The sequence below is a fragment of the Sinorhizobium sp. GQ132 genome, from assembly GCF_059758575.1.
Genome location: NZ_JCAXDX010000006.1, coordinates 47525 through 70164, shown reverse-complemented (window position 1 = coordinate 70164; position 22640 = coordinate 47525). Strand labels below are relative to the sequence as shown.

Genomic DNA, 22640 nt, shown 5'->3' with positions numbered 1-22640 from the left:
CGGTTCATGCCAGTGGTCATCGAAAAGAAAAAGGAAACCGGTGGAGACGGCCAGCGTCTCTTCGTCCCGGCCGAGCGCACGAAGCGCAGACCTGAGGCGATTGCCGATCGGATCAAGGATTACATCCGCCTGGAAGGATTGGGGCCGGGGGACCGGCTTCCGCAGGAGCGCGACCTGATCGACACCTTCAAGGCGGCCAAGGGGACCGTACGCGAGGCGATGAAAGCGCTGGAGACGCAGGGCCTCGTCTTCACGCGCAGCGGTCCGGGAGGCGGGGCATTCGTCGCCAAGCCGTCGGCGCGCCACGCCATGGAGCTTCTGTCGACACATTTCTTTTTCGATCAGCCGAGCATTTCCGACATATACGCCATGCGCAAGATGCTGGAGCCGGAGGTGGCGGCGCTCGTTGCCGGCAGGGTGACGCGGGAGGAACTCATCGCCCTCGAAAATACGATCCGCATTTACGATCATCCCCCCGCCGATCTGGACGAGCAGTATCGTCAGCGCGTCGCCGAACTCGATTTTCATTCGATGCTGGCGCAACTCTGCCCAAATCCGCTTCTCGGCTTCGTCTGCGGCCTCATGCACAATCTGCTGCGCGAACTCCCGGCCGCACGGGCGATCTATGCCGACCCGACGTCGCTTTCGCGAGAAACGGGCTTGTCCTTCCAGTACCGGCTCATGGCCGCCCTTAAGGACGGGCGGTCGGAGGATGCGCGCGCGATCGCCGCCGAGCATATGGCTTTCGCCGAAAGCTACATGGTCGAACGTGCAGCCGCGACCAAGTGACGCCCATGGCGGAACTGTCGGCCCGGTGGGGCATTGGGTTTTCATAGCGACGTCAGGGCCGCAGATCGATCCGCGGCCCTGACGTCGCGTCTTGTACCAACAATGGAGGTTTCGACCCGGTTCATGTGTGGAATTTGTGGAGAAGTCAGGTTCGATGGCGGTTCGCCATCGGTTACGGCAGTCTCGATCATGGCGGACGTCCTTGCCCCTCGCGGGCCGGATGCGTCGGGCGTGGTGGTGCGCGGGAATGTCGGGTTGGGACATCGGCGATTGCGTATCCTCGACCTCTCCGACAAGTCGCAGCAGCCCATGGTCGATCCTGATCTCGGCCTTTCGCTCGTCTTCAACGGCTGCATCTACAATTTCCGCGAACTGAGGTCGGCGCTTGAAGAGAAGGGTTACAGATTCTTCTCGTCCGGCGATACCGAGGTCATTCTGAAGGCGTGGCATGCATGGGGCGAGGAATGCGTCTCGCGCTTCCATGGCATGTTCGCCTTCGTCATTCACGAGCGTGACAGCGGACGTGTCGTCATGGCGCGCGACCGTTTCGGCATCAAGCCGCTCTATATCGCCGAAGCCCAAGGCGCCTTGCGCTTCGCTTCCGCCTTGCCCGCGCTCGTCAAGGCGGGTGGCGTCGACACCTCGATCGACGTGGCTGCGCTCCACAACTACATGACCTTCCACGCGGTCGTGCCGCCGCCGCGCACGATCCTGAACGGCGTGCGCAAGCTGCCGCCAGCGACCCTTCGCGTCTATCAGCGCGACGGGAGCTTCAAGGACCGGCGCTATTGGGATCCGCCCTATCGCCGCCAGGCAGGCGATGCAGCCATTAGGCGCGAGGAATGGCAGGAGCAGCTTTTGGACGCGCTGCGCATTGCCGTCAAGCGACGCATGATCGCCGACGTGCCGGTCGGCGTGCTTCTTTCCGGCGGCGTCGATTCCAGCCTGATCGTCGGGCTGCTTGCGGAAGCGGGCCAGCGCGGCCTCATGAGCTTTTCCGTCGGCTTCGAGGAGGCGAACGGCGAGAAGGGCGACGAATTCGTCTATTCGGACCTGATCGCCGGCCACTTCGGTACGGATCATCGCAAGATATTCGTCCCGTCCGCCGATCTGATGGGGGCCTTGCCCGGGACCATCGCCGCAATGTCCGAGCCGATGGTCTCCTATGACAATGTCGGCTTCTATCTGCTCTCGAAGGAAGTTTCGAAGCACGTCAAGGTTGTACAGTCTGGACAGGGTGCGGACGAGGTCTTCGGCGGTTACCACTGGTACCCGCCGCTGATGAACTCCAACGACGTCGTTGCGGATTACGGCAAGGCCTTCCGCGACCGTTCCCACGCGGTCCTGGCCACCCAGTTGTCGGATTCCTGGATTGCCGACCACGACGTGAGCGGCGACTTGCTGAACGAGCATCTCCTGCGCGAGGGCGCCGATACGTCCGTCGATCAGGCGCTCCGCCTCGACAGCAACGTCATGCTCGTCGACGATCCCGTGAAGCGCGTCGACAACATGACCATGGCCTGGGGCCTGGAAGCGCGCGTGCCTTTCCTCGACCACGAGCTGGTGGAACTTGCCGCCCGCATGCCGCCCGAGGAAAAGCTGCGCGACGGCGGCAAGGGCATTCTGAAGGACGTGGCGCGCCGGATCATTCCGAGCGAGGTCATCGACCGCAAGAAGGGCTATTTCCCCGTGCCGCAGCTCAAATATATCGCCGGTCCGTATCTCGACCTGATCCGCGACACCTTGCGCTCTCAGAAGGCGCGTGAGCGGGGCATCTTCAAAGAAGCTTATCTCGACCGTCTGTTCGAAGCGCCGTCGGATCACATCACGCCGCTACGCGGCTCCGAGCTGTGGCAGGTCGGACTGCTTGAAATGTGGCTTGAAGCGCAGGGGGTGTAGCATGAAGAAGACGCGCGAGATCGCATTGCCGCGTCAACGCAGCAAGGGCACCAAGGCAGTCACGCACCGTTTGAACCGGCTGCGGACGCACACCCAGCCGGGGCGCGACGCCGAGGGGTCGAGGGCCTCCGGAGGGGCGAAGCGGGATGTCGTGCTCGACTGCGGTTGGGGCAGGCTCCTGTTCGCCCAGACGTTTTCCGACGACGAGAAGCTCTTGTCCGAGTTGCGCGAGGAGGCTCCCTCGAGCCGGGATATCGCCTTTTACGTACGGGACCCGCACGTGCTTCTGTCACGGGCGCCTCAGGAAATTTTCCTCGACCCGTCGCACACGTACCGGCTCGACCTGTGGACCTACCGTGCAAACACCCGCCGCACGCGAGGCATCACGATCCGCAGGCTCGCGTCGGAAGCTGACGGAGACGGCATCAACCGGGTCTATGCCGCCTGCGGCATGGTCCAGATCCGATCCGATTTCTTCTCTTCCGAGCGGGACGACCGATCGCTGACCTATTTCGTGGCGCAGGACGACGCCACGGGCGAAATCGTCGGCACGGTCACCGGGATCGACCACCAGAGACTGTTCGACGATCCGGACCGCGGCGCTTCGCTGTGGTGCCTCGCGGTGCATCCGCAGGCGCGCCAGCCGGGCATCGGCGAACATCTGGTCCGCAAGCTTGCCGAGCATTTCCAGGCACGCGGCCTTTCCTATGTAGACCTGTCGGTCATGCACGACAATACGTTGGCGATCGGGCTCTATGAGAAGCTGAATTTCCGCCGCATGCCGCTTTTCGCCATCAAGCGGAAGAACGCGATCAACGAGAAGTTTTTCGCGATTCCGCATCAATCCTACGATGCGCTCAATCCCTATGCGCGGCTCATCGTCGACGAGGCCACGCGGCGCGGGATCCATGTCGAGATCACCGACGCGGAAGGCGGGTTTTTCCGCCTCTCCCATGGCGGCCGCTCGATTCATTGCCGCGAGAGCCTTTCGGAACTGACTTCGGGCGTCGCGATGTCGATCTGTGACGACAAGGCAATTACGCGCCGCATGGTCTCCACGGCCGGCCTTGTCGTGCCGGACCAGATGGAAGTGGGGGAGGACCGCGAGGCAGTTCGCGCCTTTCTCGAAAAACACGGCAAGCTGGTGGTCAAGCCGGCGCGCGGCGAGCAGGGCCGGGGCATCTCGGTCGGCATCACGACGATGGAAGCGCTGGAGGAGGCAATCGCATCGGCCCGTCAGGTCTGCGACCGGGTACTGCTGGAAGCCTTTTTCGAGGGAGAAGACCTCCGTCTCGTGATCATCGACTATACGCTCGTTGCCGCCGCGGTTCGCTTGCCGCCGCGCGTCATCGGCGACGGCCGCAGCAAGATCGCGTCCCTCATCGGGAAACAGTCGCGACGCCGCGAGGCCGCTACGGGTGGCGAAAGCCGAATTCCGCTCGACGCGGAGACGGATCGCTGCCTTGCGGAGCAGGGTCTCGATCTCGAAACGATACTGGACGAGGGGCGGGAGATTACGGTTCGCAAGGCCGCCAACCTCCATGCGGGCGGGTCGATCCATGACGTGACGGAGATCGTGCATCCCGATCTTGTCGAGGCCGCCTGCAGCGCGGCGCGGGCAATCAACATCCCCGTGGTCGGCATCGACCTGATGGTTCGCGATCCGGCGGAACCGGACTACGTGTTCATCGAGGCCAACGAGCGCCCCGGCCTGGCAAACCACGAGCCGCAGCCGACGGCGGCGAGCTTCATCGAGCTGCTTTTCCCCGGCAGCCGCACGGCGGTGTAGCAGCCCGTCAATCCTGCGGTATCTCGCTGTCCATCAGCGCGTCGAGCGGCCCGGTCAAGGCCGTTCTCGGCGGCACGAGCTGCGGCTGGATCATGTGTATTTGCAAGGATGCTCTCGGTTCTTCGATCACTTCGAAGGCCTTGGCGATCATTCCCTCGATATTCTGCCGGATCATGATGACGGGGAAGGGGAGGAAGGAGGCGAACGGGTCGTAGTCGTAGCATCCGACGACCAGATCCGTGAAATTCTCGAGCGGATGCTCGGCCATGAAACGCAGCAATCCCTCGAAATTTATCGATGAGTTGACGAAGAAGCCGCGTGGCAGTTTTCCATGCTGTTCGTAGAAAGCTTCGAAGGCCTTTCGCGCGTTGTCGGCGGCATAGCCGGTCGGCCATATGCATTCGTCCGGATCGGCCCCCAGCAACTCCTCCTTCACGGCGCGGAAGCCGCGGATGCGCTCGCGCGTGGCGTGATCGTCGCGGCCGCCGAATAGGTAGAGATCGTCGGGCTCGAGCGGCCGCTCGGCGGGGAAGTGGCGGATGATCGCCTCGGTCAGGAGGCGGCCGCCTTCGAAATTGTCGCTGATCACCGACGGCACTTTCGTACCGGGAAGATCGATATTGATATGCTTCAGGCCGGCCGCTTCGCAGACCTCGTGCACGCCATCGGGATCCGTCGCGCCGCAGATGAACAATTCGTCGATGGAATAGGAGATCAGCGTTTCAGCCGTCCTGCGCTCCTCCTCCGGGTCGCGGCTGGCACTGACGACGATCGGACATTGACCTTTGCTGCGCACATGCGCCTCGAAGGTCTGGGCGAGCGAAGAAAAGTAGCGGTTGTCGTGCACGGGCAGGAGCAGGCCGACTAGGCCGGAGCGGGAGCTGCGCAGGCCCCGTGCTTGCCTGTTGGCAGTGTACTGATGCGTTTCAGCCAGGTTCCGGATGAGCTCCGCGGTGCTTTCCTTGATCCGTCGTTTGCGCCACGTGCCGTTCAGCACCGCGCTGACGGTGGAGGGCGAGCTCCCGGACAGCACCGAAAGATCATAGATGGTCGCCTTCTTCCTGCCGCCGTTCGTCATCTGACCTCCTCCAAACTCCGGAAAACCGATGCGCGCGTTTTCTGGAACTGCTCTAGTGCCGATTTCGGCTTGACGTAAGATTAACTCTGCACGATAGTCATTGCACCATCGATTGTGCAAAAAAGAAATATCGATTGTGCAAATCGTAGGTGCCGTCTGAGGAGGCGGCCGTCGGCGGCGGGACATTCCCTCCCGTCCAAGAGAATCGAGCTGGAAGCCGGCGCATAACGCGCCCGGGAGCGTTCCCTTGGGGGAACATGTGGAGGAGAGACATGATCAGGAAAATTCTTGCCGCCGCACTGGCGGCGTCGCTTTCGCTTGCGGGTGCCTATAGCGCCGCTGCGCAGGATGCGGGCAAGGTCGGTGTCGTCGTCAAAATCGGCGGCATACCGTGGTTCAATGCCATGGAGGCCGGTATCAAGGAACGCGGCGAAGAGCTCGGCGTCGACGCCTTCATGGTCGGGCCGACCAGTGCCGATCCGGCACTGCAGGTTCGCGCAATCGAAGATCTGATCGCCCAGAACGTCAAAGTCATCGGCGTCGTACCCAACGACGCCAAGGTGTTGGAGCCGGTCCTCACCAAGGCCAGGGAAAAGGGCATTATCGTCATCACGCATGAATCCCCCAGCCAGAAGGGCGCGGATTGGGACTTCGAACTCGCGTCCGCCACCGGCTTCGGTGAGGCGCATGCGAAGTTGCTTGCGGAGAAGATGGGCGGCAAGGGCGAATATGCCGTCTTCGTCGGCTCGCTGACGGTGCCGCTGCACAATGCCTGGGCCGACGCGGCAATTGAATACATCAAGAAGACCCATCCCGAGATGACGCTCGTCGGCGATCGCTACGGCGTCGCAGAGGATGTGGACAAGAGCCGCTCGACGGCTCTCGACCTGATCTCCGCTCATCCGAATCTCAAAGGCTTCCTCGCTTTCGGAAGTCAGGGGCCGATCGGCGCCGGCCGCGCCATCGAGGAGCGCCGCAAGGTCGGCGAGATCTTCGTGCTCGGGCCCTTTTCGCCGGGCCAGGGACAGAAGCTCATCAAGTCCGATGCGATTTCCGGCGGCTTCATGTGGAATCCCAAGCAGGCCGGCGAAGTCTTCGTGACGCTCGCCGACAAGCTCATGAAGGGCGAGGAAATCAAGGACGGCGAGGAAATTGAAGGTCTCGGCGTGATCCATCCCGACTTCGAAAACCGCAACATCATCGTCGACCAGCTCGTACCGATCAACAAGGAGACGGTCGCCGACCTCGCCGCAATGGGCCTCTGAACGGATAGAAGCGGGGCGGGAGCCAAGCGCATCCCGCCCCGCCAACGGGTTCTCCCGGCTGCTGGGCCGGCTCCGGTCGGCCTGGCAGATCCTCTGGAAACACCATCGATGGGCCTCGATAGCATGCACCAGTCGGCAAGCGCGGCGAGCACGGACAAGCCGCTTCTGTCTCTTCGCAACATCAACATGACTTTCGGCGGCGTCAAGGCACTGAAGAATGTCAGCTTCGACGTGCGCCCGGGCGAGGTCCATTGCCTCGCCGGAGAGAACGGCTGCGGCAAGAGCACACTCATCAAGGTGATCACGGGCGTCTACCGCCCGGCCGAAGGGGCGGTCATCGAATATGAAGGCGAAACCTATTCGCATATGTCGCCGGTCACCGCACAGGATCGCGGCATTCAGGTCATCTGGCAGGACCTTGCGCTTTTCCCGGAAATGAGCGTCGCGGAAAACATCGCCTTCCACGAGGTGCTCGGCGGGCGGCCGCGGCTGGTGGATTACGCGCGCATGCGCAGGATCGCGGTCGATGCGCTGGCCCGGCTGGGCATCACCCTCGACGTGGACCTGCCGCTCAAGGAATATGCGATCGCCCAGCGTCAGATCGTGGCGATTGCCCGGGCGCTGGTCGGGGAGGCGAAACTGGTCTTCATGGACGAGCCGACGGCATCGCTGACGCAATCGGAAACGGACCATCTGCTCGAAATCGTCCGCAGCCTGTCCGCCTCCGGCGTCGCGGTCGTCTTCGTCAGCCACCGGCTTGCCGAGGTTTTGGAGATTTCGAGCCGGATCACGGTCTTGCGCGACGGCGCGCTGGTCGGGGTCTATCCCGCAGCCGGGATGACGCAGTCGAAAATCACCGAACTCATGACCGGCAAGACTTTCGATCAGCACGTTCGCGCGCGCCCGAAGGAGGACCAGCCGGCCGTTCTCGAGGTTCGCGGCCTCACCAGGCCGGGCGACTTCGAAGACATTTCGCTGACCGTTCGCCGCGGCGAAACGGTCGGCATAACCGGTCTGCTCGGGGCAGGGAGGACCGAGCTGGCGCTCACCCTCTTCGGCATGCTCAAGCCCGCATCCGGGACGATCAGTATCGATGGCCAGGAGGTCCGCTTCGGCTCGAACCGCGAGGCGATCAGGGCCGGCGTCGCCTATCTGTCGGAGGACCGTTTGTCACTCGGGCTCATCCAGCCGCAGGCGATCGCCGACAATCTGGTTATCGCCTCGCTGCACAAGATTCTCTCCGGGGGGCTTCTTTCCGAAGATCGCAAACGAAGTCTCGTCTCCCGCTGGATCGCCGATCTCGGCGTCAAGATCGGCCATCAGGCCGACGCGATATCGACGCTTTCCGGCGGCAACCAGCAGCGCGTGGCGATCGCCAAATGGCTCGCCACCGATCCCAAACTGCTGATCCTCGATTCGCCCACCGTCGGCGTCGACGTCGGGGCACGGGCCGGGATCTTCGACATCGTCGCCAAGCTCGCCGAGAGCGGGCTTGCGATTATCCTGATCTCGGACGAGGTGCCGGAAGTCTACTTCAACGCCGACCGTGTCCTGCACATGGCCCAGGGCCGCATCGTCGGAACCTATGATCCGCGCCAGTCGCCGCTGGAAGAGATCGAGGCGGCCGTCTATGCGTAGCTTGATCCGCACTCACGCGACGGAATTTTCGCTGCTGGCGGTGATCATCGTCATCAGTGCCGTGCTCTCCTTCGCAACGGCGAATTTCTTCTCGCTCGGCAACGCCTTCGATCTCCTGAACATCAGCGCCGTCAACATCATCTTCGCCGTCGGCCTTCTGGTGGTGCTGATCGCCGGCGGCATCGACATTTCCTTCGCCGTGGCCGCTTCCGTCGTCCAATACGGCACGGCGATCGCGCTCGGCTTGATCGGTGGTGGCGGCTGGATCTCCGGGCTTCTCATCGCCGGTTCGCTGGGCGTGCTGCTCGGCTGCTTCAACGCCTTTCTGATCCACCGCTTCCGGATCATTTCGATCGTCGCCACGATCTCTACCTTCAACATCTATTTCGGATTGCTGATGTTCTTCACCCGCGGCGTGTCGATCTACGACCTGCCTGACTGGCTGACGGACCGCGTGATCCTCTTCGAGCGTGAAATGCCCGACGGTACCTGGATCGAGATCACGCTTCCGGTTCTCGTCATGGTCGTCTGCGTCGTTGCGACATGGACGCTGATCACGCGGACGACGACGGGCCGCCAGCTTTACGCCTTCGGCGACAATCCGGAAGGTGCCCGCCGCTTCGGCATCAATATCGGTGCCATGCAATTCATTGCCTTTGGCTGGCTTGGCCTCATGGCCGGCATAGGCGGTCTCATCCAGGCGCATTACGCTCAGGAAGTCGTGCCGAACGCGCTTTATGGCCGCGAACTCGACGTGCTCGCCGCGGTCGTGCTCGGCGGCGCGCGCCTCGGCGGCGGCAAGGGCACCGTGCTCGGCTGCGTGCTCGGCGTGCTTCTGATCTCGATCACTCAGAACGGACTGAACCTGATGGGCGTATCGCCCTTCGCCTTCAAGATGATTATCGGCGCGATCATTCTGATCGCCATCACGCTTTCCAACACGCGGATAGAGCGCCTGCTGCCTTTTGTAGGTCAGAAGGGAACGGGCCGATGACCACAGTCTTCGAAAGGATCAAGGCCGCCATAGGGCCGGAAATGGCCGGTCCGGGGCTCGCCTTCGTCGCGGTCGTCCTCGTCTTCGGAATCGCCTCGCCGCAATTCCTGAGCGCCGCGACCTTCGGCTCCGTCGCCTTCCAGCTGCCGGAACTCGGGCTGCTGACGCTTGCCATGCTGCTGCCGATCCTGACCGGCGGCCTCAATCTCGCAATTACCTTCACCGCCAATCTGGCCGGACTGACCCTTGCCTGGGTCCTCAAGGCGAACGGAGGGGCCGACGCGGGCTTCGGCATCTTCCTCGTCGGCTCCCTCCTTGCCGTGATGGTCGGTGCGGCAAGCGGAGTCATCATGGGCCTGGTGATCGCGTTCACACGCGCCCATCCGATCCTCGTCTCCCTGTCGATGATGATCTTCCTGCGCGGCCTTGGCGAGTTCCTGACGCGCGGGGGCGACATCTCCGGATTCCCGCCCTTCGTCGGCGTGATCGGCCACGGCTCCGTCGCCGGCATTCCCGTCCCGCTGATCGTTTTCGTCGTCTGCGTGCTCGCCTGGCATCTGCTTCTCGGTCGCACAAAGCTCGGCTTCAACACCTATATGATCGGCTCAAATCTCGAGGCGACGCGCTATTCAGGCATCAACACGCGCAAGGCGATCGTGCTTGTCTACACGCTTTCCGGGGTCATGTGCGCGATCGCCGGCATCATCATGTTGGCGCGCTTCAATTCGGTGCGCATCGGTCATGGCGAGTCCTATCTGCTGATCACGGTGCTCGCGTGCTTCCTCGGCGGCGTCAATCCGTTCGGGGGCTTCGGCCGGGTGATCCCCGTCTTTGTCGCGCTGGTGGTGCTGCAGCTTCTTTCGTCCGGGCTCAATCTCATCGGAGCCAACCAGCATCTCGCGACCGCCGTCTGGGGCATCCTTCTCGTCGGCGTGATGATTCTGCGTTGGGTCGTTTCGAAAATCAGGATTTCAATTATCAGAAGAGGATCATGACGATGCAGGGTTTTGGCGTACATACGAGCATGTGGACAATGAACTGGGACCGTCCCGGCGCCGAACGGGCGGTAGCCGCCGCGGTCAAATACAAGGTCGATTTCATCGAGATCCCGATGCTCAATCCGCCTGCCGTCGACACGGAGCACACCCGCGCCCTGCTCGAGAAGAACCGGCTGCGCGCGGTCTGCTCGCTCGGCCTGCCGGAGCCGGCGTGGGCCTCGGTGCGGCCCGAGGCGGCGATCGACCATCTGAAGATCGCAATCGACAAGACTGCCGATCTCGGCGGCGAGGCGCTGTCGGGCGTCATCTATGGCGGCATCGGCGAGCGCACCGGCGTGCCGCCGACCGTCCAGGAGTATGACAACATCGCCCGCGTGCTGCAGGCCGCGGCCAAGCACGCCAAGTCGCGCGGCATCGAGCTTGGCGTCGAGGCCGTCAATCGCTACGAGAACCACCTGATCAATACCGGCTGGCAGGCGGTCAAGATGATCGAGCGGGTCGGAGCCGACAACGTCTTCGTGCACCTCGATACCTATCACATGAACATCGAGGAAAAGGGCGTCGGCAAAGGCATCCTCGATGCCCGCGAGTACCTTAAATACATCCATCTTTCCGAAAGCGACCGCGGCACGCCGGGCTACGGCACCTGCGGCTGGGACGAGATTTTCTCGACGCTTGCGGCGATCGGCTTCAAGGGTGGTCTTGCCATGGAAAGCTTCATCAATATGCCGCCGGAAGTGGCTTATGGCCTTGCCGTCTGGCGTCCGGTCGCAAAGGACGAGGAGGAAGTGATGGGCAACGGTCTGCCGTTCCTGCGCAACAAGGCCACGCAATACGGCTTGATCTGAACGAGGTTGGCGCGAGCACGGTCGGGGAGAAGAGACGGTGGATGCGATGAACGATCGAGACAGCGGTGCGGCTCCGGTCGCCGTTCTCGACATCGGCAAGACCAACGTCAAGCTGAGCGCGGTCGGGGCCGACGGGACAGTGGCGGAGACGATCAGCGTCCCCAATCCCGTCCTCCCCGGGCCTCCCTGGCGCCACCACGACCTCACGAAGCTGGGCGAATGGGTTTTCGCGACGCTGGCGGCTCTGTCGCGGCGCCATGAACTTGCCGCCGTCGTCGCGGCCGGGCACGGCTCGGGCGGCGTTCTGACCGGTCCCGACCCCGGGGCCGGCGATGGTGCGGCGCTTCCTATGGTCGATTACGAGCAGCCGTTGCCGCCGGATATCCGCGACGGCTATATCCCGCTTGCCGGTACGTTTCTCGACCGCGGCAGCGCGACCATGCATGGCGCGACCCATCAGGCCCGCCAGCTCTATTGGATGGAGGAGTGCGAACCGGAGGCTTTCGGGAAAGCGCGCTGGTATCTCGGCCTGCCGCAATATTGGGCCTGGCGGCTTTCCGGCGTCGCCGCGTCTGAAGCGAGCTTTCTCGGGGCACAGTCGCATCTCTGGAACGTCGCCGAAAGGCGCTTCTCACCGATCGTCGAGGCCCGCGGCTGGGAGCGGCTGATGCCGCCCTTTGCCAAAGCCTGGCAGACGCTCGGGCCGATCCGGCCCGAACTCGTCCGCAGGTTCGGACTCCCGGCAGAAATGCGCGTGCTGACGGGCGGCCACGACAGCAGCCTCAATCATTATCGCTATCACGCCGCGGGACTTCGAGATTTCACGGTGATCTCGACGGGTACCTGGATCGTCGGCTTTTCCCGAACGACACCGGTCGAGCGCCTCGACGAGCACCGGGGCATGACGCTTAACAGCGACGTTTTCGGAAACCACCTCGGCGGGATTCTGACAATGGGCGGGCGGGAATTCTCCCAAATCGCCGGTTCCAATCCGCCGACGGACGACGCCCCCATTGAGGTCCTCGGGCGTCTGGTTGCGCAGCGGACCATCGCGGTGCCCTCCTTCGGCGACGACGATGGTCTTTTCCCCGGCAGCGCCGGAAGCGGGCGCATCCTTGGACCTGTGGCCGAGACGGCAATGGAGCGCAAGGCCCTGGCGCTCCTCTATTGTGCACTGCTGACGGTGGAATGCATCGAGGCGCTTTCCACGGATCGCCTCATCGTGCTCGACGGCAGCTTCCTGCGCGATCCTCTTTATGCGGGTGTGGTTGCGGCATTGCTTCCCGAGCGCCAGGTGCGCTTCAATCTCGACGCCTATGGTGTTGCCGCCGGTGCGGCGCTGCTTGCCGGTCACGAGACGCGTAAGGGGCCGGCGCCGCTTGCCCTCAGCGAGCCCGTCGATCTTGCGCGGCTCAATCCCGAACTTTCCCGCTATGCCGCCGATTGGCGCGCGATCGCCCGCGCAATGCCGGGCAACAGAGATAAATTCCGGAACACGAAAGGAAATCTTCATGGCTGAGACGGACAAGCTGGCACTCCGGCGGGAAATGGTGGACATCTGCCGGCGGATGAATTCGAGCGGCATCAACCAGGGCACGGCCGGCAATCTTTCCGTCCGCACCGATGACGGCTTCCTCATCACGCCGTCCTCCATGCCTTATGACACGATGCAGCCGGACGACCTGGTGGAAATGGGCTTCGACGGCACCTATGTGGGCCACCGCCCGTCATCGGAGTGGCGCTTTCACCGCGACATTCTGCGCGCGCGCACCGATATCGACGTGGTCCTGCATTGCCACTCGATCTACGCGACGACGCTCGCCTGCCATCACAAGACCATTCCGAGCTTTCACTACATGACGGGGATTGCCGGAGGCACCACGATCCGCTGCGCCGAATATGCGACCTTCGGAACGCAGGCGCTCTCCGACAACGCGCTTATTGCCCTCAAGGACCGTTTGGCCTGCCTGCTCGGGCAGCACGGTCAGATATCGCTCGGCAAAACGCTGGAACAGGCATTGTGGCTTGCAATCGAGGTGGAGACGCTATCGCGGATTTATGTTCAGGCCCTGACGCTCGGGGAGCCGCCCGTACTGCCGGACGACGAAATGGAGCGGGTGATCGCCCAGATGCGGCGTATGAGCTATGGCCAGGCGCCGGACCCGGAGGGAGTGAACGACGTAGCGCGCCCGCGCGTGTCGTGAAGCCGGGCAGAGGGGGTGGCCACTCTTCGTGGGTGATCTCCCTCGCCCTTCCGCCGCGGATCGCCTTCGCCGCCCAATTGCGTCGCGGCACTCAACTGTGCGCTTCTTCAGAGAGTTCGCTGATTTCTCGCGCAGAAAGCATCATTCGGCAGGCGCGAGCCACGGCAATTGCGATCGATAGCCCTCTTGGCGAGGTCACGAGACTAGCACCTCGGCAAAGCGGGTTGTCAGCCTTGGTATTCGAACTGTTCGTCGGTATTCGGCCGCCCTCCGGGAGTGAGGTCCAAGAGGGTCCACATCGGCTCGACAGTGCCCAAATGCCGTGGATCCTGCCCCGGCTCGGCCGGCAAGAACAACAGTTCAGAGGCCCAGCTCAGCCTGATCAGCCCGTCCGCGCCTTTGTGAAACACGGTAAGGATCGGCAATTGCTGGCCCTCCGCGTCCTCGCCGTGGTAGTCGCGTTTGAAGCTATTGTTCGCGGCAGAAAGGAGCTTCAGCCTGCGCCAGCCCCGATGAGCCGCAAAGGCTGCAACCTGCTCGATAGGCGCCTTTGCAACAGCCGCGATGTTTACGCCCATACCCTCTACGTGCGGCACCGCTCCCTCCCAGTTGTCGAGTAGGGCAGTACATGACGGGCACGGACCGTCTTCGATCGGCAGCTCTGCCATCGGCCCGCTGCTAGGTTTCGGCCGCTTATCGCTGCGATGGCGAGGGAACATATAATGGTAGAGCATCAGGACATCGGTGCCGGGCCGAAACAGCTCGGAGAGCCGCACCTTTGCCGATGTCCCCTTTCGGTCCATGTGGTCGAATTCATAGTCTTCGGGAACGACCCCGCCCGGAGGGAGTGCTCGGATCTCTGCGGCCACGGATTCCATTTCGCGCCTGAGTGCTGCTTCGCGCTGCAGTAGCTTGTCGCGAGCGGTGCGATAACTTGAACTTTCGTTCGGAAACGTTATGCCCATGGGACCACTCCATTGAAGCGATGGGCCGGAGTGTAACACAGCTCAAGGAGTCCGCTCAGCCGGCTGGTCGCCGCAAGACTGCCGTCAGGACCGTTCAGCACCTCCGGCGCACAATCTGCTCGGCTCGTCCTTCTAAGGTCGCGTAGGGATCCAGGAACAGCTCCGCTCGTTTCGCGCAGGCTCTAAAATGACGATAACCACTCCTCGGTGTTCATAACCTTTACTTGAACTGAGAAGCGCTTGCTGAGAAGTTCCAGCGATGCATCGTGCGTTTGATCGGTCGCGCTACATACCGCATCCTTCAGCAGGATAATATTATAGCCGAGATCGATAGCCCCAAGCGTCGCGGCCAGCACGCAGATGTCCGTCTCGCCTCCTGTTACGACCAGTGTGCCGATATCCTGATGAAGCAAGGCGCTGTGCAGGCGACCATCCGTCCAGGGCGAATAGGTCCTTTTGTCAAAAATGCGCGCTGGCGGTACCAATCTTTTCAGGTCCGGAACGAGATCCACCAGAACCGGATCAAGTTGGGTAGTCGTCATCATCGGCCATTTCTCGTAGTACGCCCTCCACATGCCTGGCAGTTCCTCAGGGGCCGACGGCGGCACGAAACGCGTGAATATCGTGCGCTCCGGAAACCGGCCTGCAACTTCAACGACCTGGTCGAATACCTTCGGCATCCAGGTAACTTGCCAAGGAGTATCCTCGGCGAACATGCGCTGCATATCTATGCACAGATGCGCCCATTTTTCCGGCTTCATTTCCTACGCATCGTCCTTCTTCTGAGAGCGACATGACGGTAAGAACTCCAACAGAGGAGTGGAGTTCCAGCTCTCACGGACTGGCCAGGTGCGCGAAACGCTCGGATTGGCTGCGGTGACGCTGCAAACGTTATGAAACGCCAGTTCTGCGGCCCTACGACACCCTTGATTTGCTGGAGAATGAATGGCCGAACCACGGAGAGCGCAAGTGGTGGACGAGCTTATACCTATCGGCTCCTTGCTTTTCCTCAGTAAGCGTGTCGCCAGCCCACGAGGGTGTCAGAAGATGCGAGTGATCGCCGGAGTTACGCAATGCTTCAAGCTTGCTGATCAACAGGTTCAGCCTGTGAATTCGTGCCGAACTGCGACCTGAGCGTGTGACGCTAACCGACACGTCGCATTTGCGCGAGTAGTTTCTTGCGGAAGACTTCTGCGGGCGTTCGGTAGCCTAAACACTTCCGCGGCGTCGAGCTCTGGCTGCCAAGGCTGCTTGGTTACCAGGGCTGATGGGAGTGATCATGAAGCCGATCTACGTTCTGAACGGGCCTAACCTCAACCGCCTTGGCAAGCGAGAGCCTGAAATCTACGGGACGACGACACTGGCCGAAGTCGAGGCCTGGTGCCGGGAGGCGGCGGGAGATCGGCCGGTAGAGTTTCGTCAGACCAATAGCGAAGAACAGTTGATCGACTGGGTTCATGAAGCAATCGACGAGGGCGAGGGGATCATTATCAATCCTGCCGCGTTCACGTTCACCTCGGTCGCACTCCTAGACGCCCTCAAGATGTTCAAGGGGCCGATTATAGAATTTCACATCAGCAACGTTCATCGCCGCGAGCCGATTTATCACCGCTCCTATGTCTCGATGACGGCGACCACCGTCATGGCGGGGCTGGGGGCGGAGGGATACCCGCTGGCTGTGAAGGCGCTGGAGATGCTGATCCTGAAACAGATTTGATAGCGCACCCACGACTCAATTTAACTGTTCTCGTGATGGCAGCAGAGCGCCTTCGCCCCTTGACGTCGCGGGTAGCGCGTCTAAGGAGCTGGCCCTGCGCGGCGCGCGAATCAGCCGGATGTGCGCTGAAAAGTCGATCGCAATCACAGTCGGCGGGCATTGCGCGAAAAAAGCCCATCATTTCCTTACGGCGCAACTTCTTGCGCAGGATCGGTTGCTCAGCAGCGTTGACGCCATGCAATTGAAAGACATGTTTTGACGTATCCATGCCAATACGAATAATCTGCTCCACGGACGGCTCCCTTTGCTTGAGTTCACAACGACTCACTCTGGCACATTCGATGCCGTTCGGGGCCGTCCAACCCCAACAGAAGCAAGCACTCGGCGAGGGATTAAGCTCACAAGGGATTGGCGCAAAGCCCGTTTCAGAAGATCGCATAACGTATCGGCCGGAACCTGTCTGTGGACTGGGAACAGAGCTTGGAGCGGACCGTTGTTACCATTAACGCAATTTTGGTAACAACTCCCGGGTGACATTGTAGCGAATTTCTGCTATTACCATCTATGCGAACATGGTAACAACGCAATGCAGAACATCTCGCACACCTACCAGACGCTCTACAGCGAGCTCTCGCAGCGATCTCTTGATGGCTCGTTCGCAGGCGAGTTCAATGTAGAAGGCCGGTTTATCACTGCTGAGGTGAAAGGGCGTCGATACTGGTACTTCGATCTACCGGATGGGGCGGGCGGCAAGAAGCGAACATACGTCGGCCCTGTCGAGGATCCTGAGATCACAAGACGGGTCGAAACTTTCAAAGATTTAAAGGCAGGCATCCGTGAGCGCCGAAAGTTGGTGTCAACTCTCGTGCGCGAAGCGTATCTACCCCGCCCGGAAAGGCAAACGGGGGACATTGTGCAGGCGTTGGCTGAGGCCGGTTTTTTCCGGTTGCGTGGCGTCCTGATCGGTACCGTCGCCTACCAGTGTTATCCGGCAGTATTAGGCGTTCGCCTGCCGGGGACGGCAATGCTTACGGCCGATGCGGATTTCGCTCAGTTCTATTCGATTTCGGTGGCTGTGGACGATCAAGTGCCGCCCATGCTCGAGACGCTGAAGAAGGTCGATCCGACATTCAGGGAGATCCCTCACCAAGCCGACGGTCGCTTCACAACGCAGTACGCGTCTCGGAAGGGCTACAAGGTCGAATTCCTTACTCCAAATCGTGGTTCTGAAGAATATGGCGGGCGACCGACACCCATGCCCGCACTCGGCGGAGCTGCGGCTCAGCCGCTCCGATTCCTCGACTATCTGATTTACCATCCGATCCGAGCCGTTCTGCTGCACGGTGCCGGCGTGCTGGTGAATGTCCCCGCTCCGCAGCGGTACGCCATTCATAAACTCATCGTCGCCAGCCGTCGCCTGACGGACGATGACGGCATGGCGAAGAGTCGTAAGGACCGAGCACAGGCTGCCACCATAATGGAAGCCATGATCGAAACGCGACAGACGGAGGACTTGGCCGACGCCTTCATGGAAGCGTACGACCGTGGTCCAGCCTGGAAAGAGGCAATTCGCAAGAGCATAGACCAGCTCGAGAATGATGTTCGTCATCGTATTCGATCAGGGCTTACCGAGGGTATCCACAAGTTGGAGGAGAATCCCAACAACTACGATCTCCGGGAGAGAACTACGGCTTCACCCAAGTGAGACGCTGGTTGAACAGAGATCTTTTCTCAACCAGGGAGCCTCCAAAGGTAAGCCTTCTGTGCTGAGAAGATCGCCCCGACGCAAGCGTGCGATAGTCAGTAAGAGGGGCGTAGCTCCTAGCCGAGCCGCTGGAGTGAAGAGGGTGAGGATATCTGAGTTCGATCAACAACGGCAGGCTGCTCTTGCGGTGGTGCGCTGCTCGACGTTTTCGCATGCGAAGCTATCTACCTCCTGAGCAGCGGGAAGCCGTCTCGTAGTTGCCGCTCTGGTCCCTGATCTCTGATCGGAGGGAGGATCGATATGCCGTTCCGTCCTGCGAAAGCACTTGCCGCGGCGACCATGCTCCTTGGCTTGCCGGCGTTTGCTGAGGACACTGTGCGGGTATCGGGTTGGGGCGGGTCCGAGGTCGCCATCGTCAACGGCTTATTAACCAACGTTCTTGCCGACGAGCTCGAAAAAGCCGGCATCACGGTAACGTACGAACCCGTTGATGGCGACTTTTCGCAATTCATTATCAACGGCCTTTCGGCGGGCACCGCTCCAGACCTCTTCTACGTCGATATCTTCTGGGCGCGCTCCATTTTCAGCGCCGGGCAAGCAGCACCGGTAACGGAGGACGTTTTCGGTTTTGCAGCCAATCTCCTCGAAGCCTTCACCTATGATGGGAAGCTTTACGCGATCCCGAAGGACTTCAACACGCTGGCGGTACATTTCAACAAGGACATCTTCGATGATGCGGGGGTTGCCTATCCAAGCGACGACGATACCTGGACGACGCTGCAGGAGAAACTCGTAGCGGTGCACAAGGCTCTTCCGGAGGTCGATGGCCTCTGCATCGTTCCGGAATATGCCCGCTTCGGCGCCTTTGCAGTGTCGACGGGCTGGCGCCCTTTCGACAGTCGGGGAAAAACTATGCTCGATGAGCGTTTTCAGCGGGCGTTCGATTTTTACACCGGCCTCGTGAAGTCTGGGGCCGCCGTTATGGCCGCCGACGCAGGTCAAAGCTGGAGCGGCGGTTGCTTGGCGTCCGAGCGGGCTGCCACAGCGATCGAGGGCGCCTGGATCATCAGCGCCCTGCGCGATAGTGCTCCAAACATGAGCCTCGGCACTGCCCGGATGCCGAAAGACCCTGAAAGCGGCAAACGAGGAAATATCGTCTTTACCGTCGGTTGGACCGTCAATGCGGCCTCGAAAGTCCGTAAGGCTGCTGCAAAGGTCGCCGAGCTCCTGACCACAGAGGAGGCCCAGCAATGGGTTTTGGAGCAAGGGCTGGCCCTCCCGAGCAGGACCGCTCTGGCTCGCAACCCCTGGTTACGGGGCGGCCAGTCCGAACAGATGACAAGCCGAGTGGTTTTTGAAGGCCTCTCGGACGATCACGTCACGCCATATTTCTTTGGGAACGTCGGAGGAAGTTGGATGCAGCCAATCAATGCTGCGCTCAATGCTGTCATCCTCGGGGAGGCGGATGCCGACACCGCTTTGGCATCGGCACAAAGCGTCTTCGATCGGATGCTCGCAAAGTAGGCCGAGTTCTCGGATGCGCAACGTGAAGCAGGGCACCTGCGGGAGGGGATGCATGTCGCGAGCAGGTTCGGAAGAGAGGAGCGGCTGGCTCTTCGTATTGCCCTTTACAATCTCGATGGCGCTGTTTTTCGTCTACGCGATCGTCCGGACAGCCTGCTACAGCTTTACCGATTTCGACTTGTTCAAGGGACCGGGCTTCGTCGGGCTGTCCAATTACACTGCACTTGTCTCCGATGAACTTTTCCTTATCGCCCTGCGCAACACGATCGGCTTCTCGCTCATTGTCACAACATTCCAGAGCATGCTTGCGCTTGCCCTGGCGGTTCTCGTGAATCACGCCGTCCGGGCGAGGGGACTCATTCAAACGGTGTTTTACCTGCCGTCGATCATGTCTAGTACGGCCATGACGCTTATCTTTCTCTGGCTCTTTCAGAGAGATGGCTTCATGACCGCGACAGTCAGCGTCGTCCTTGCCTACCGCGGGCACATTCTGTTGTTCTTCATGGGCTTGGTTGCGTTGCAGGGCGCACTCGTTCTCAACGCGCGGCGCAGGTATGAAGGGATCTCGATCCTCGATCCCTTCTTTCTGCTCGCGGCCGCCTTTGGCGCATTGACGCTTGTCGTTACCTGTGCTTTCGCGGGATTGCTGCCTGTTTTCGATAACAATCTGCTTATCACCTGGTTAAATACCCAGCAGCATTTCCTTTTCATGCCGGTCACGCTGTGGTCCGTGGCGTTGATGAATGTCTTCACGACAGTCCCGACGCTGATGCTGCTGTTCCTGGCGGGGCTACAGTCAATCCCAAACGCTTTGTACGACGCATCCGAGATCGACGGGGCCAATGCTTTTCAGCGATTTCGCCACATAACCGTGCCGGCGCTCAGACCGGTGACCTTCGCCGTCGTTACGATGGGCGTCATCGGCACCCTGCAGATGTTCGACCAGGTCGCTATTCTGGGGGATGCAGCGCCCCTCGCAAGCCGCGTCACGCTTGCCTACTACATTTATGAGAACGCCTTTCCGGCTGGCGCCTCGTCCAGGATTGGCGTGGCGAGTGCCGCTGCGCTCGTCCTTGGCATTCTCACAATCGCAGTCGTCTACGTGCAAAAATCGGTCGGTGTGAAGGAAAGGGCCGACTGATGGCGAGGATGACCGCCGTGACTGCTTCGCCCCCGCGCCGCCGTCTGCCGGTTGTCGCACTTCGCCGGCGGCAGCTTGCGGCACGCGCCTGGTTGTATATGACCTTTCTTGCCGTCGCGACCATAATGGGGGGGATGTTCGTTCTTGCCTTCATGGCGAGCCTAAAGGTCGATCCACTCGAAAGACCATTCCGCATCTATTTCGATCAAATCAATCCGGCCGCATGGATTGCCGCGGCGCGTTTGGGACATGAGGGCGCGGGCGACGCTTTGTGGGGAGGGTTTGCTTATGGAGCCAAAGTCGAGTTCAGTGTCACCTACGCGGCGGTCGCCGACATCGTCGAACCGAAGGCCGAGATTCCTCGTCGGCGCCCGGGATCGGGCATCGCCGCTGCGCTCATGCGGGACTATGCGGCGGATTACGCGTCGATTGCCCTGAAAAGTTCCAGTTCGGCAACGATGGAGGTTCATGACGAAAGCGGCATTCGGCGAGTGTGGCAGACTCGAACATTCGTCTATGAGATCGCCTACCGTACCGACCGCCGGAACGGGCCGCGGATCGAACGCACGCCGCTCAATCTGACCGCTCCGCCTTCTCAAACGCTTATCGACAGTCCGATTTCACCATCGCGATCCGAGCGTCGTGGACGTCTGCTGAGTTGGGACAACATCACACCAGGCGCTCTCGGGTTGATCTTCAACAACTACCGGCGAGTTATAAACGAGACGGCTGACCTGCAGACAGGGAAGAGCCTGTTCGGAAGCTGGCTGGTCAATAGTCTTGCCATCGCTACCGGGCGCCTGGTCCTGACGCTCGTCGTCGCCAGCCTTGCCGGATATGCGCTTGCGCGGTTCAAGTTCAGGGGCAGCCGGCTACTGTTCGCAGCACTGATCTTCTCAATGACGATTCCGGCCCAAGTGACCTTCGTCTCAAACTATTTGATTTTCCGGGACCTGTCGCTTCTAAATACCCCCTGGAGCGTAATCGTTGTTTTCGTCGCCTCGGCCAATGTCCTGTTAATGAAGCAGTTTTTCGAGGGGTTCCCAAGAGAGATAGAGGAAGCTGCCATCGTCGATGGCGCTAACCGTTTTCAGGTCTTTTGGAAGATCGTTCTGCCAAACGCCAAGCCGGCTTTGTTGGTCAACGCGATTCTCGCCTTTCAAGGCGCTTGGAACGACTTCTTTTGGCCCCTTGTCCTTATCACCAGCCCACCTGAAGCGCTGACGGTCCAAGTCGGGCTCCTCAGCCTACGTCGTTCGTTTGGGGGTGTGCAGGGCGATTGGGGCCTCGTTCTGGCAGGTGCGTTCCTCTCGGTCGTGCCGGTCCTCATCCTTTTCGTGCTCTTCCAGCGGCACATTGTCCCCACTCAGTTTACTAAGGGCGTCACATAAACTCCCGGTTTGGTGGCTACCCGGAGAGATCGTCCAGGCCGGATAGTCTGACACAGCGCAGTCTCAGACGGCGGCAAGCATAGGCGGGCAGGAACCGCATTGCGACTTAGATAGGCTCCGACAATCCGGCTTGTCAGCTCCAGCTTCCGCTCCGCATTGCTCGAACCCGATTCGCTCAATATCGTCTCCTTTGCTTGCTGTCGTTCAGTCCGGTTCGGTCAAAATGCAGGTATTTCGGCCGGAACGAAGGCGGCAGACGGTTATTTCCGGAAGGGGCGCCGCAAGCGAAACTACCAGCCGCCGGAGGCGTTCTTCATCCCGTGAGTTTAACATCAGGAGAACAGCCAATGGCGGACGACAGCACCACGACAATCCGGGCCACGTTCGAAACACGCGAAGCAGCCGATCTGGCAGTCGAGCATCTGGTCCAGCAGCACGGGATTTTGAGGCCCGATATCTTCGTTCAGTCGGCAAGCGACCGGAACACTGCGGGTGCGAGGCCCTCGGGCGGGGATGCCTCTCATGACGGGGGCGCCCGTCGAGACGCGCCGCTCGCAGGCGAGATCGAGGTCTCCGCCGATATCGCGTCCAGCCAGGTCACCGCCGTCCGGCGCAGTCTTGGAGATGCCGGCGCCATCCGTGTGTCGAGCCGCTGAGCATGGCCAACAATCTTGCAAAATACACCGCCATACGGG

At 61.1% G+C, this 22640-nt stretch carries 19 protein-coding genes and 1 pseudogene; 16 read left to right on the top strand and 4 right to left on the bottom strand.

Annotated features, from left to right (window positions below; translation table 11 throughout):
• Positions 1-6: 6 nt before the first annotated feature.
• The 3 genes from AC6CIG_RS16910 (at position 7) to ngg (ending at position 4477) form a co-directional block, all read left to right on the top strand.
• A complete protein-coding gene (locus AC6CIG_RS16910) occupies positions 7-789 on the top strand; it encodes a FadR/GntR family transcriptional regulator (protein WP_498323082.1) in 783 nt (260 codons plus the stop codon).
• 123 nt (positions 790-912) lie between these two features.
• Positions 913-2688 carry an N-acetylglutaminylglutamine amidotransferase gene (locus tag AC6CIG_RS16905; protein WP_498323080.1) on the top strand — a complete coding sequence of 592 codons (1776 nt, stop codon included), beginning with the start codon at positions 913-915 and terminating at the stop codon, positions 2686-2688.
• A 1-nt stretch (position 2689) separates the two neighbouring features.
• On the top strand, positions 2690-4477 hold the full coding sequence (gene ngg / locus AC6CIG_RS16900) for an N-acetylglutaminylglutamine synthetase (protein ID WP_411932945.1): 1788 nt from the start codon (positions 2690-2692) through the stop codon (positions 4475-4477).
• A 7-nt stretch (positions 4478-4484) separates the two neighbouring features.
• Here the strand turns inward: ngg and AC6CIG_RS16895 are convergent, their stop codons facing one another.
• Positions 4485-5555: a LacI family DNA-binding transcriptional regulator gene (locus tag AC6CIG_RS16895; RefSeq protein ID WP_411932944.1), complete on the bottom strand. Its 1071-nt coding sequence runs from the start codon at positions 5553-5555 to the stop codon at positions 4485-4487.
• Between the two features lie 272 nt (positions 5556-5827).
• On the opposite strand from AC6CIG_RS16895, the gene AC6CIG_RS16890 reads away from it, so the two are divergent.
• The 7 genes from AC6CIG_RS16890 (at position 5828) to AC6CIG_RS16860 (ending at position 13502) form a co-directional block, all read left to right on the top strand.
• Complete coding sequence (locus tag AC6CIG_RS16890) at positions 5828-6820, top strand: autoinducer 2 ABC transporter substrate-binding protein (RefSeq protein ID WP_498323077.1); 993 nt, start codon at positions 5828-5830, stop codon at positions 6818-6820.
• 108 nt (positions 6821-6928) lie between these two features.
• A complete protein-coding gene (locus AC6CIG_RS16885) occupies positions 6929-8458 on the top strand; it encodes a sugar ABC transporter ATP-binding protein (RefSeq protein WP_498323076.1) in 1530 nt (509 codons plus the stop codon).
• Positions 8451-9452 (top strand): ABC transporter permease, encoded by a 1002-nt coding sequence (locus AC6CIG_RS16880; protein ID WP_498323074.1) that lies wholly within the window; start codon positions 8451-8453, stop codon positions 9450-9452. The genes AC6CIG_RS16885 and AC6CIG_RS16880 overlap by 8 nt, the downstream gene beginning before the upstream one ends.
• A complete protein-coding gene (locus AC6CIG_RS16875) occupies positions 9449-10447 on the top strand; it encodes an ABC transporter permease (RefSeq protein WP_018098518.1) in 999 nt (332 codons plus the stop codon). The genes AC6CIG_RS16880 and AC6CIG_RS16875 overlap by 4 nt, the downstream gene beginning before the upstream one ends.
• A 2-nt stretch (positions 10448-10449) precedes the next feature.
• A complete protein-coding gene (locus AC6CIG_RS16870) occupies positions 10450-11298 on the top strand; it encodes a sugar phosphate isomerase/epimerase family protein (RefSeq protein WP_026168976.1) in 849 nt (282 codons plus the stop codon).
• A gap of 46 nt (positions 11299-11344) precedes the next feature.
• Positions 11345-12817, top strand: a complete 1473-nt coding sequence (locus AC6CIG_RS16865; RefSeq protein ID WP_102762797.1) for an FGGY-family carbohydrate kinase — start codon at positions 11345-11347, stop codon at positions 12815-12817.
• Positions 12810-13502, top strand: coding sequence for a class II aldolase/adducin family protein (locus tag AC6CIG_RS16860; protein ID WP_029957415.1), 693 nt, complete (start codon positions 12810-12812; stop codon positions 13500-13502). Before AC6CIG_RS16865 ends, AC6CIG_RS16860 begins: the two co-directional genes overlap by 8 nt.
• Positions 13503-13729: 227 nt before the next feature.
• Here AC6CIG_RS16860 and AC6CIG_RS16855 read toward each other — a convergent pair whose 3' ends face one another.
• Positions 13730-14467: a DUF899 family protein gene (locus tag AC6CIG_RS16855; protein WP_498323073.1), complete on the bottom strand. Its 738-nt coding sequence runs from the start codon at positions 14465-14467 to the stop codon at positions 13730-13732.
• 182 nt (positions 14468-14649) lie between these two features.
• Complete coding sequence (locus AC6CIG_RS16850; protein ID WP_498323071.1) at positions 14650-15228, bottom strand: cysteine hydrolase family protein; 579 nt, start codon at positions 15226-15228, stop codon at positions 14650-14652.
• Between the two features lie 518 nt (positions 15229-15746).
• On the opposite strand from AC6CIG_RS16850, the gene AC6CIG_RS16845 reads away from it, so the two are divergent.
• Positions 15747-16184: a type II 3-dehydroquinate dehydratase gene (locus AC6CIG_RS16845; RefSeq protein ID WP_437408129.1), complete on the top strand. Its 438-nt coding sequence runs from the start codon at positions 15747-15749 to the stop codon at positions 16182-16184.
• 132 nt (positions 16185-16316) lie between these two features.
• Here the strand turns inward: AC6CIG_RS16845 and AC6CIG_RS16840 are convergent.
• Positions 16317-16476: pseudogene (locus AC6CIG_RS16840) on the bottom strand (IS110 family transposase); the annotation flags it as partial.
• 294 nt (positions 16477-16770) lie between these two features.
• Between AC6CIG_RS16840 and AC6CIG_RS16835 the strand changes: the two are divergent.
• The 5 genes from AC6CIG_RS16835 to AC6CIG_RS16815 all read left to right on the top strand — a co-directional run bounded on the left by AC6CIG_RS16835 (position 16771) and on the right by AC6CIG_RS16815 (position 22601).
• Complete coding sequence (locus AC6CIG_RS16835; protein WP_498323070.1) at positions 16771-17889, top strand: nucleotidyltransferase family protein; 1119 nt, start codon at positions 16771-16773, stop codon at positions 17887-17889.
• A 300-nt stretch (positions 17890-18189) separates the two neighbouring features.
• On the top strand, positions 18190-19413 hold the full coding sequence (locus tag AC6CIG_RS16830) for an extracellular solute-binding protein (RefSeq protein WP_411922394.1): 1224 nt from the start codon (positions 18190-18192) through the stop codon (positions 19411-19413).
• 52 nt (positions 19414-19465) lie between these two features.
• A complete protein-coding gene (locus AC6CIG_RS16825; RefSeq protein WP_498323069.1) occupies positions 19466-20554 on the top strand; it encodes a carbohydrate ABC transporter permease in 1089 nt (362 codons plus the stop codon).
• Positions 20554-21945 (top strand): carbohydrate ABC transporter permease, encoded by a 1392-nt coding sequence (locus AC6CIG_RS16820; RefSeq protein ID WP_498323067.1) that lies wholly within the window; start codon positions 20554-20556, stop codon positions 21943-21945. Before AC6CIG_RS16825 ends, AC6CIG_RS16820 begins: the two co-directional genes overlap by 1 nt.
• Positions 21946-22292: 347 nt before the next feature.
• On the top strand, positions 22293-22601 hold the full coding sequence (locus tag AC6CIG_RS16815) for a hypothetical protein (protein ID WP_102762679.1): 309 nt from the start codon (positions 22293-22295) through the stop codon (positions 22599-22601).
• Positions 22602-22640: the final 39 nt, after the last annotated feature.

Excerpts from the sequence above, each read along its gene's own strand:
- AC6CIG_RS16905 (WP_498323080.1), top strand. The coding sequence starts at position 913 with ATGTGTGGAATTTGTGGAGAAGTCAGGTTCGATGGCGGTTCGCCATCG.
- AC6CIG_RS16825 (WP_498323069.1), top strand. The coding sequence starts at position 19,466 with ATGTCGCGAGCAGGTTCGGAAGAGAGGAGCGGCTGGCTCTTCGTATTG.
- AC6CIG_RS16895 (WP_411932944.1), bottom strand. The coding sequence starts at position 5,555 with ATGACGAACGGCGGCAGGAAGAAGGCGACCATCTATGATCTTTCGGTG.
- AC6CIG_RS16830 (WP_411922394.1), top strand. The coding sequence starts at position 18,190 with ATGCCGTTCCGTCCTGCGAAAGCACTTGCCGCGGCGACCATGCTCCTT.
- ngg (WP_411932945.1), top strand. The coding sequence starts at position 2,690 with ATGAAGAAGACGCGCGAGATCGCATTGCCGCGTCAACGCAGCAAGGGC.
- AC6CIG_RS16890 (WP_498323077.1), top strand. The coding sequence starts at position 5,828 with ATGATCAGGAAAATTCTTGCCGCCGCACTGGCGGCGTCGCTTTCGCTT.
- AC6CIG_RS16860 (WP_029957415.1), top strand. The coding sequence starts at position 12,810 with ATGGCTGAGACGGACAAGCTGGCACTCCGGCGGGAAATGGTGGACATC.
- AC6CIG_RS16835 (WP_498323070.1), top strand. The coding sequence starts at position 16,771 with ATGCAGAACATCTCGCACACCTACCAGACGCTCTACAGCGAGCTCTCG.
- AC6CIG_RS16875 (WP_018098518.1), top strand. The coding sequence starts at position 9,449 with ATGACCACAGTCTTCGAAAGGATCAAGGCCGCCATAGGGCCGGAAATG.
- AC6CIG_RS16910 (WP_498323082.1), top strand. The coding sequence starts at position 7 with ATGCCAGTGGTCATCGAAAAGAAAAAGGAAACCGGTGGAGACGGCCAG.
- AC6CIG_RS16855 (WP_498323073.1), bottom strand. The coding sequence starts at position 14,467 with ATGGGCATAACGTTTCCGAACGAAAGTTCAAGTTATCGCACCGCTCGC.
- AC6CIG_RS16880 (WP_498323074.1), top strand. The coding sequence starts at position 8,451 with ATGCGTAGCTTGATCCGCACTCACGCGACGGAATTTTCGCTGCTGGCG.
- AC6CIG_RS16820 (WP_498323067.1), top strand. The coding sequence starts at position 20,554 with ATGGCGAGGATGACCGCCGTGACTGCTTCGCCCCCGCGCCGCCGTCTG.
- AC6CIG_RS16815 (WP_102762679.1), top strand. The coding sequence starts at position 22,293 with ATGGCGGACGACAGCACCACGACAATCCGGGCCACGTTCGAAACACGC.
- AC6CIG_RS16865 (WP_102762797.1), top strand. The coding sequence starts at position 11,345 with ATGAACGATCGAGACAGCGGTGCGGCTCCGGTCGCCGTTCTCGACATC.
- AC6CIG_RS16845 (WP_437408129.1), top strand. The coding sequence starts at position 15,747 with ATGAAGCCGATCTACGTTCTGAACGGGCCTAACCTCAACCGCCTTGGC.
- AC6CIG_RS16870 (WP_026168976.1), top strand. The coding sequence starts at position 10,450 with ATGCAGGGTTTTGGCGTACATACGAGCATGTGGACAATGAACTGGGAC.
- AC6CIG_RS16885 (WP_498323076.1), top strand. The coding sequence starts at position 6,929 with ATGGGCCTCGATAGCATGCACCAGTCGGCAAGCGCGGCGAGCACGGAC.
- AC6CIG_RS16850 (WP_498323071.1), bottom strand. The coding sequence starts at position 15,228 with ATGAAGCCGGAAAAATGGGCGCATCTGTGCATAGATATGCAGCGCATG.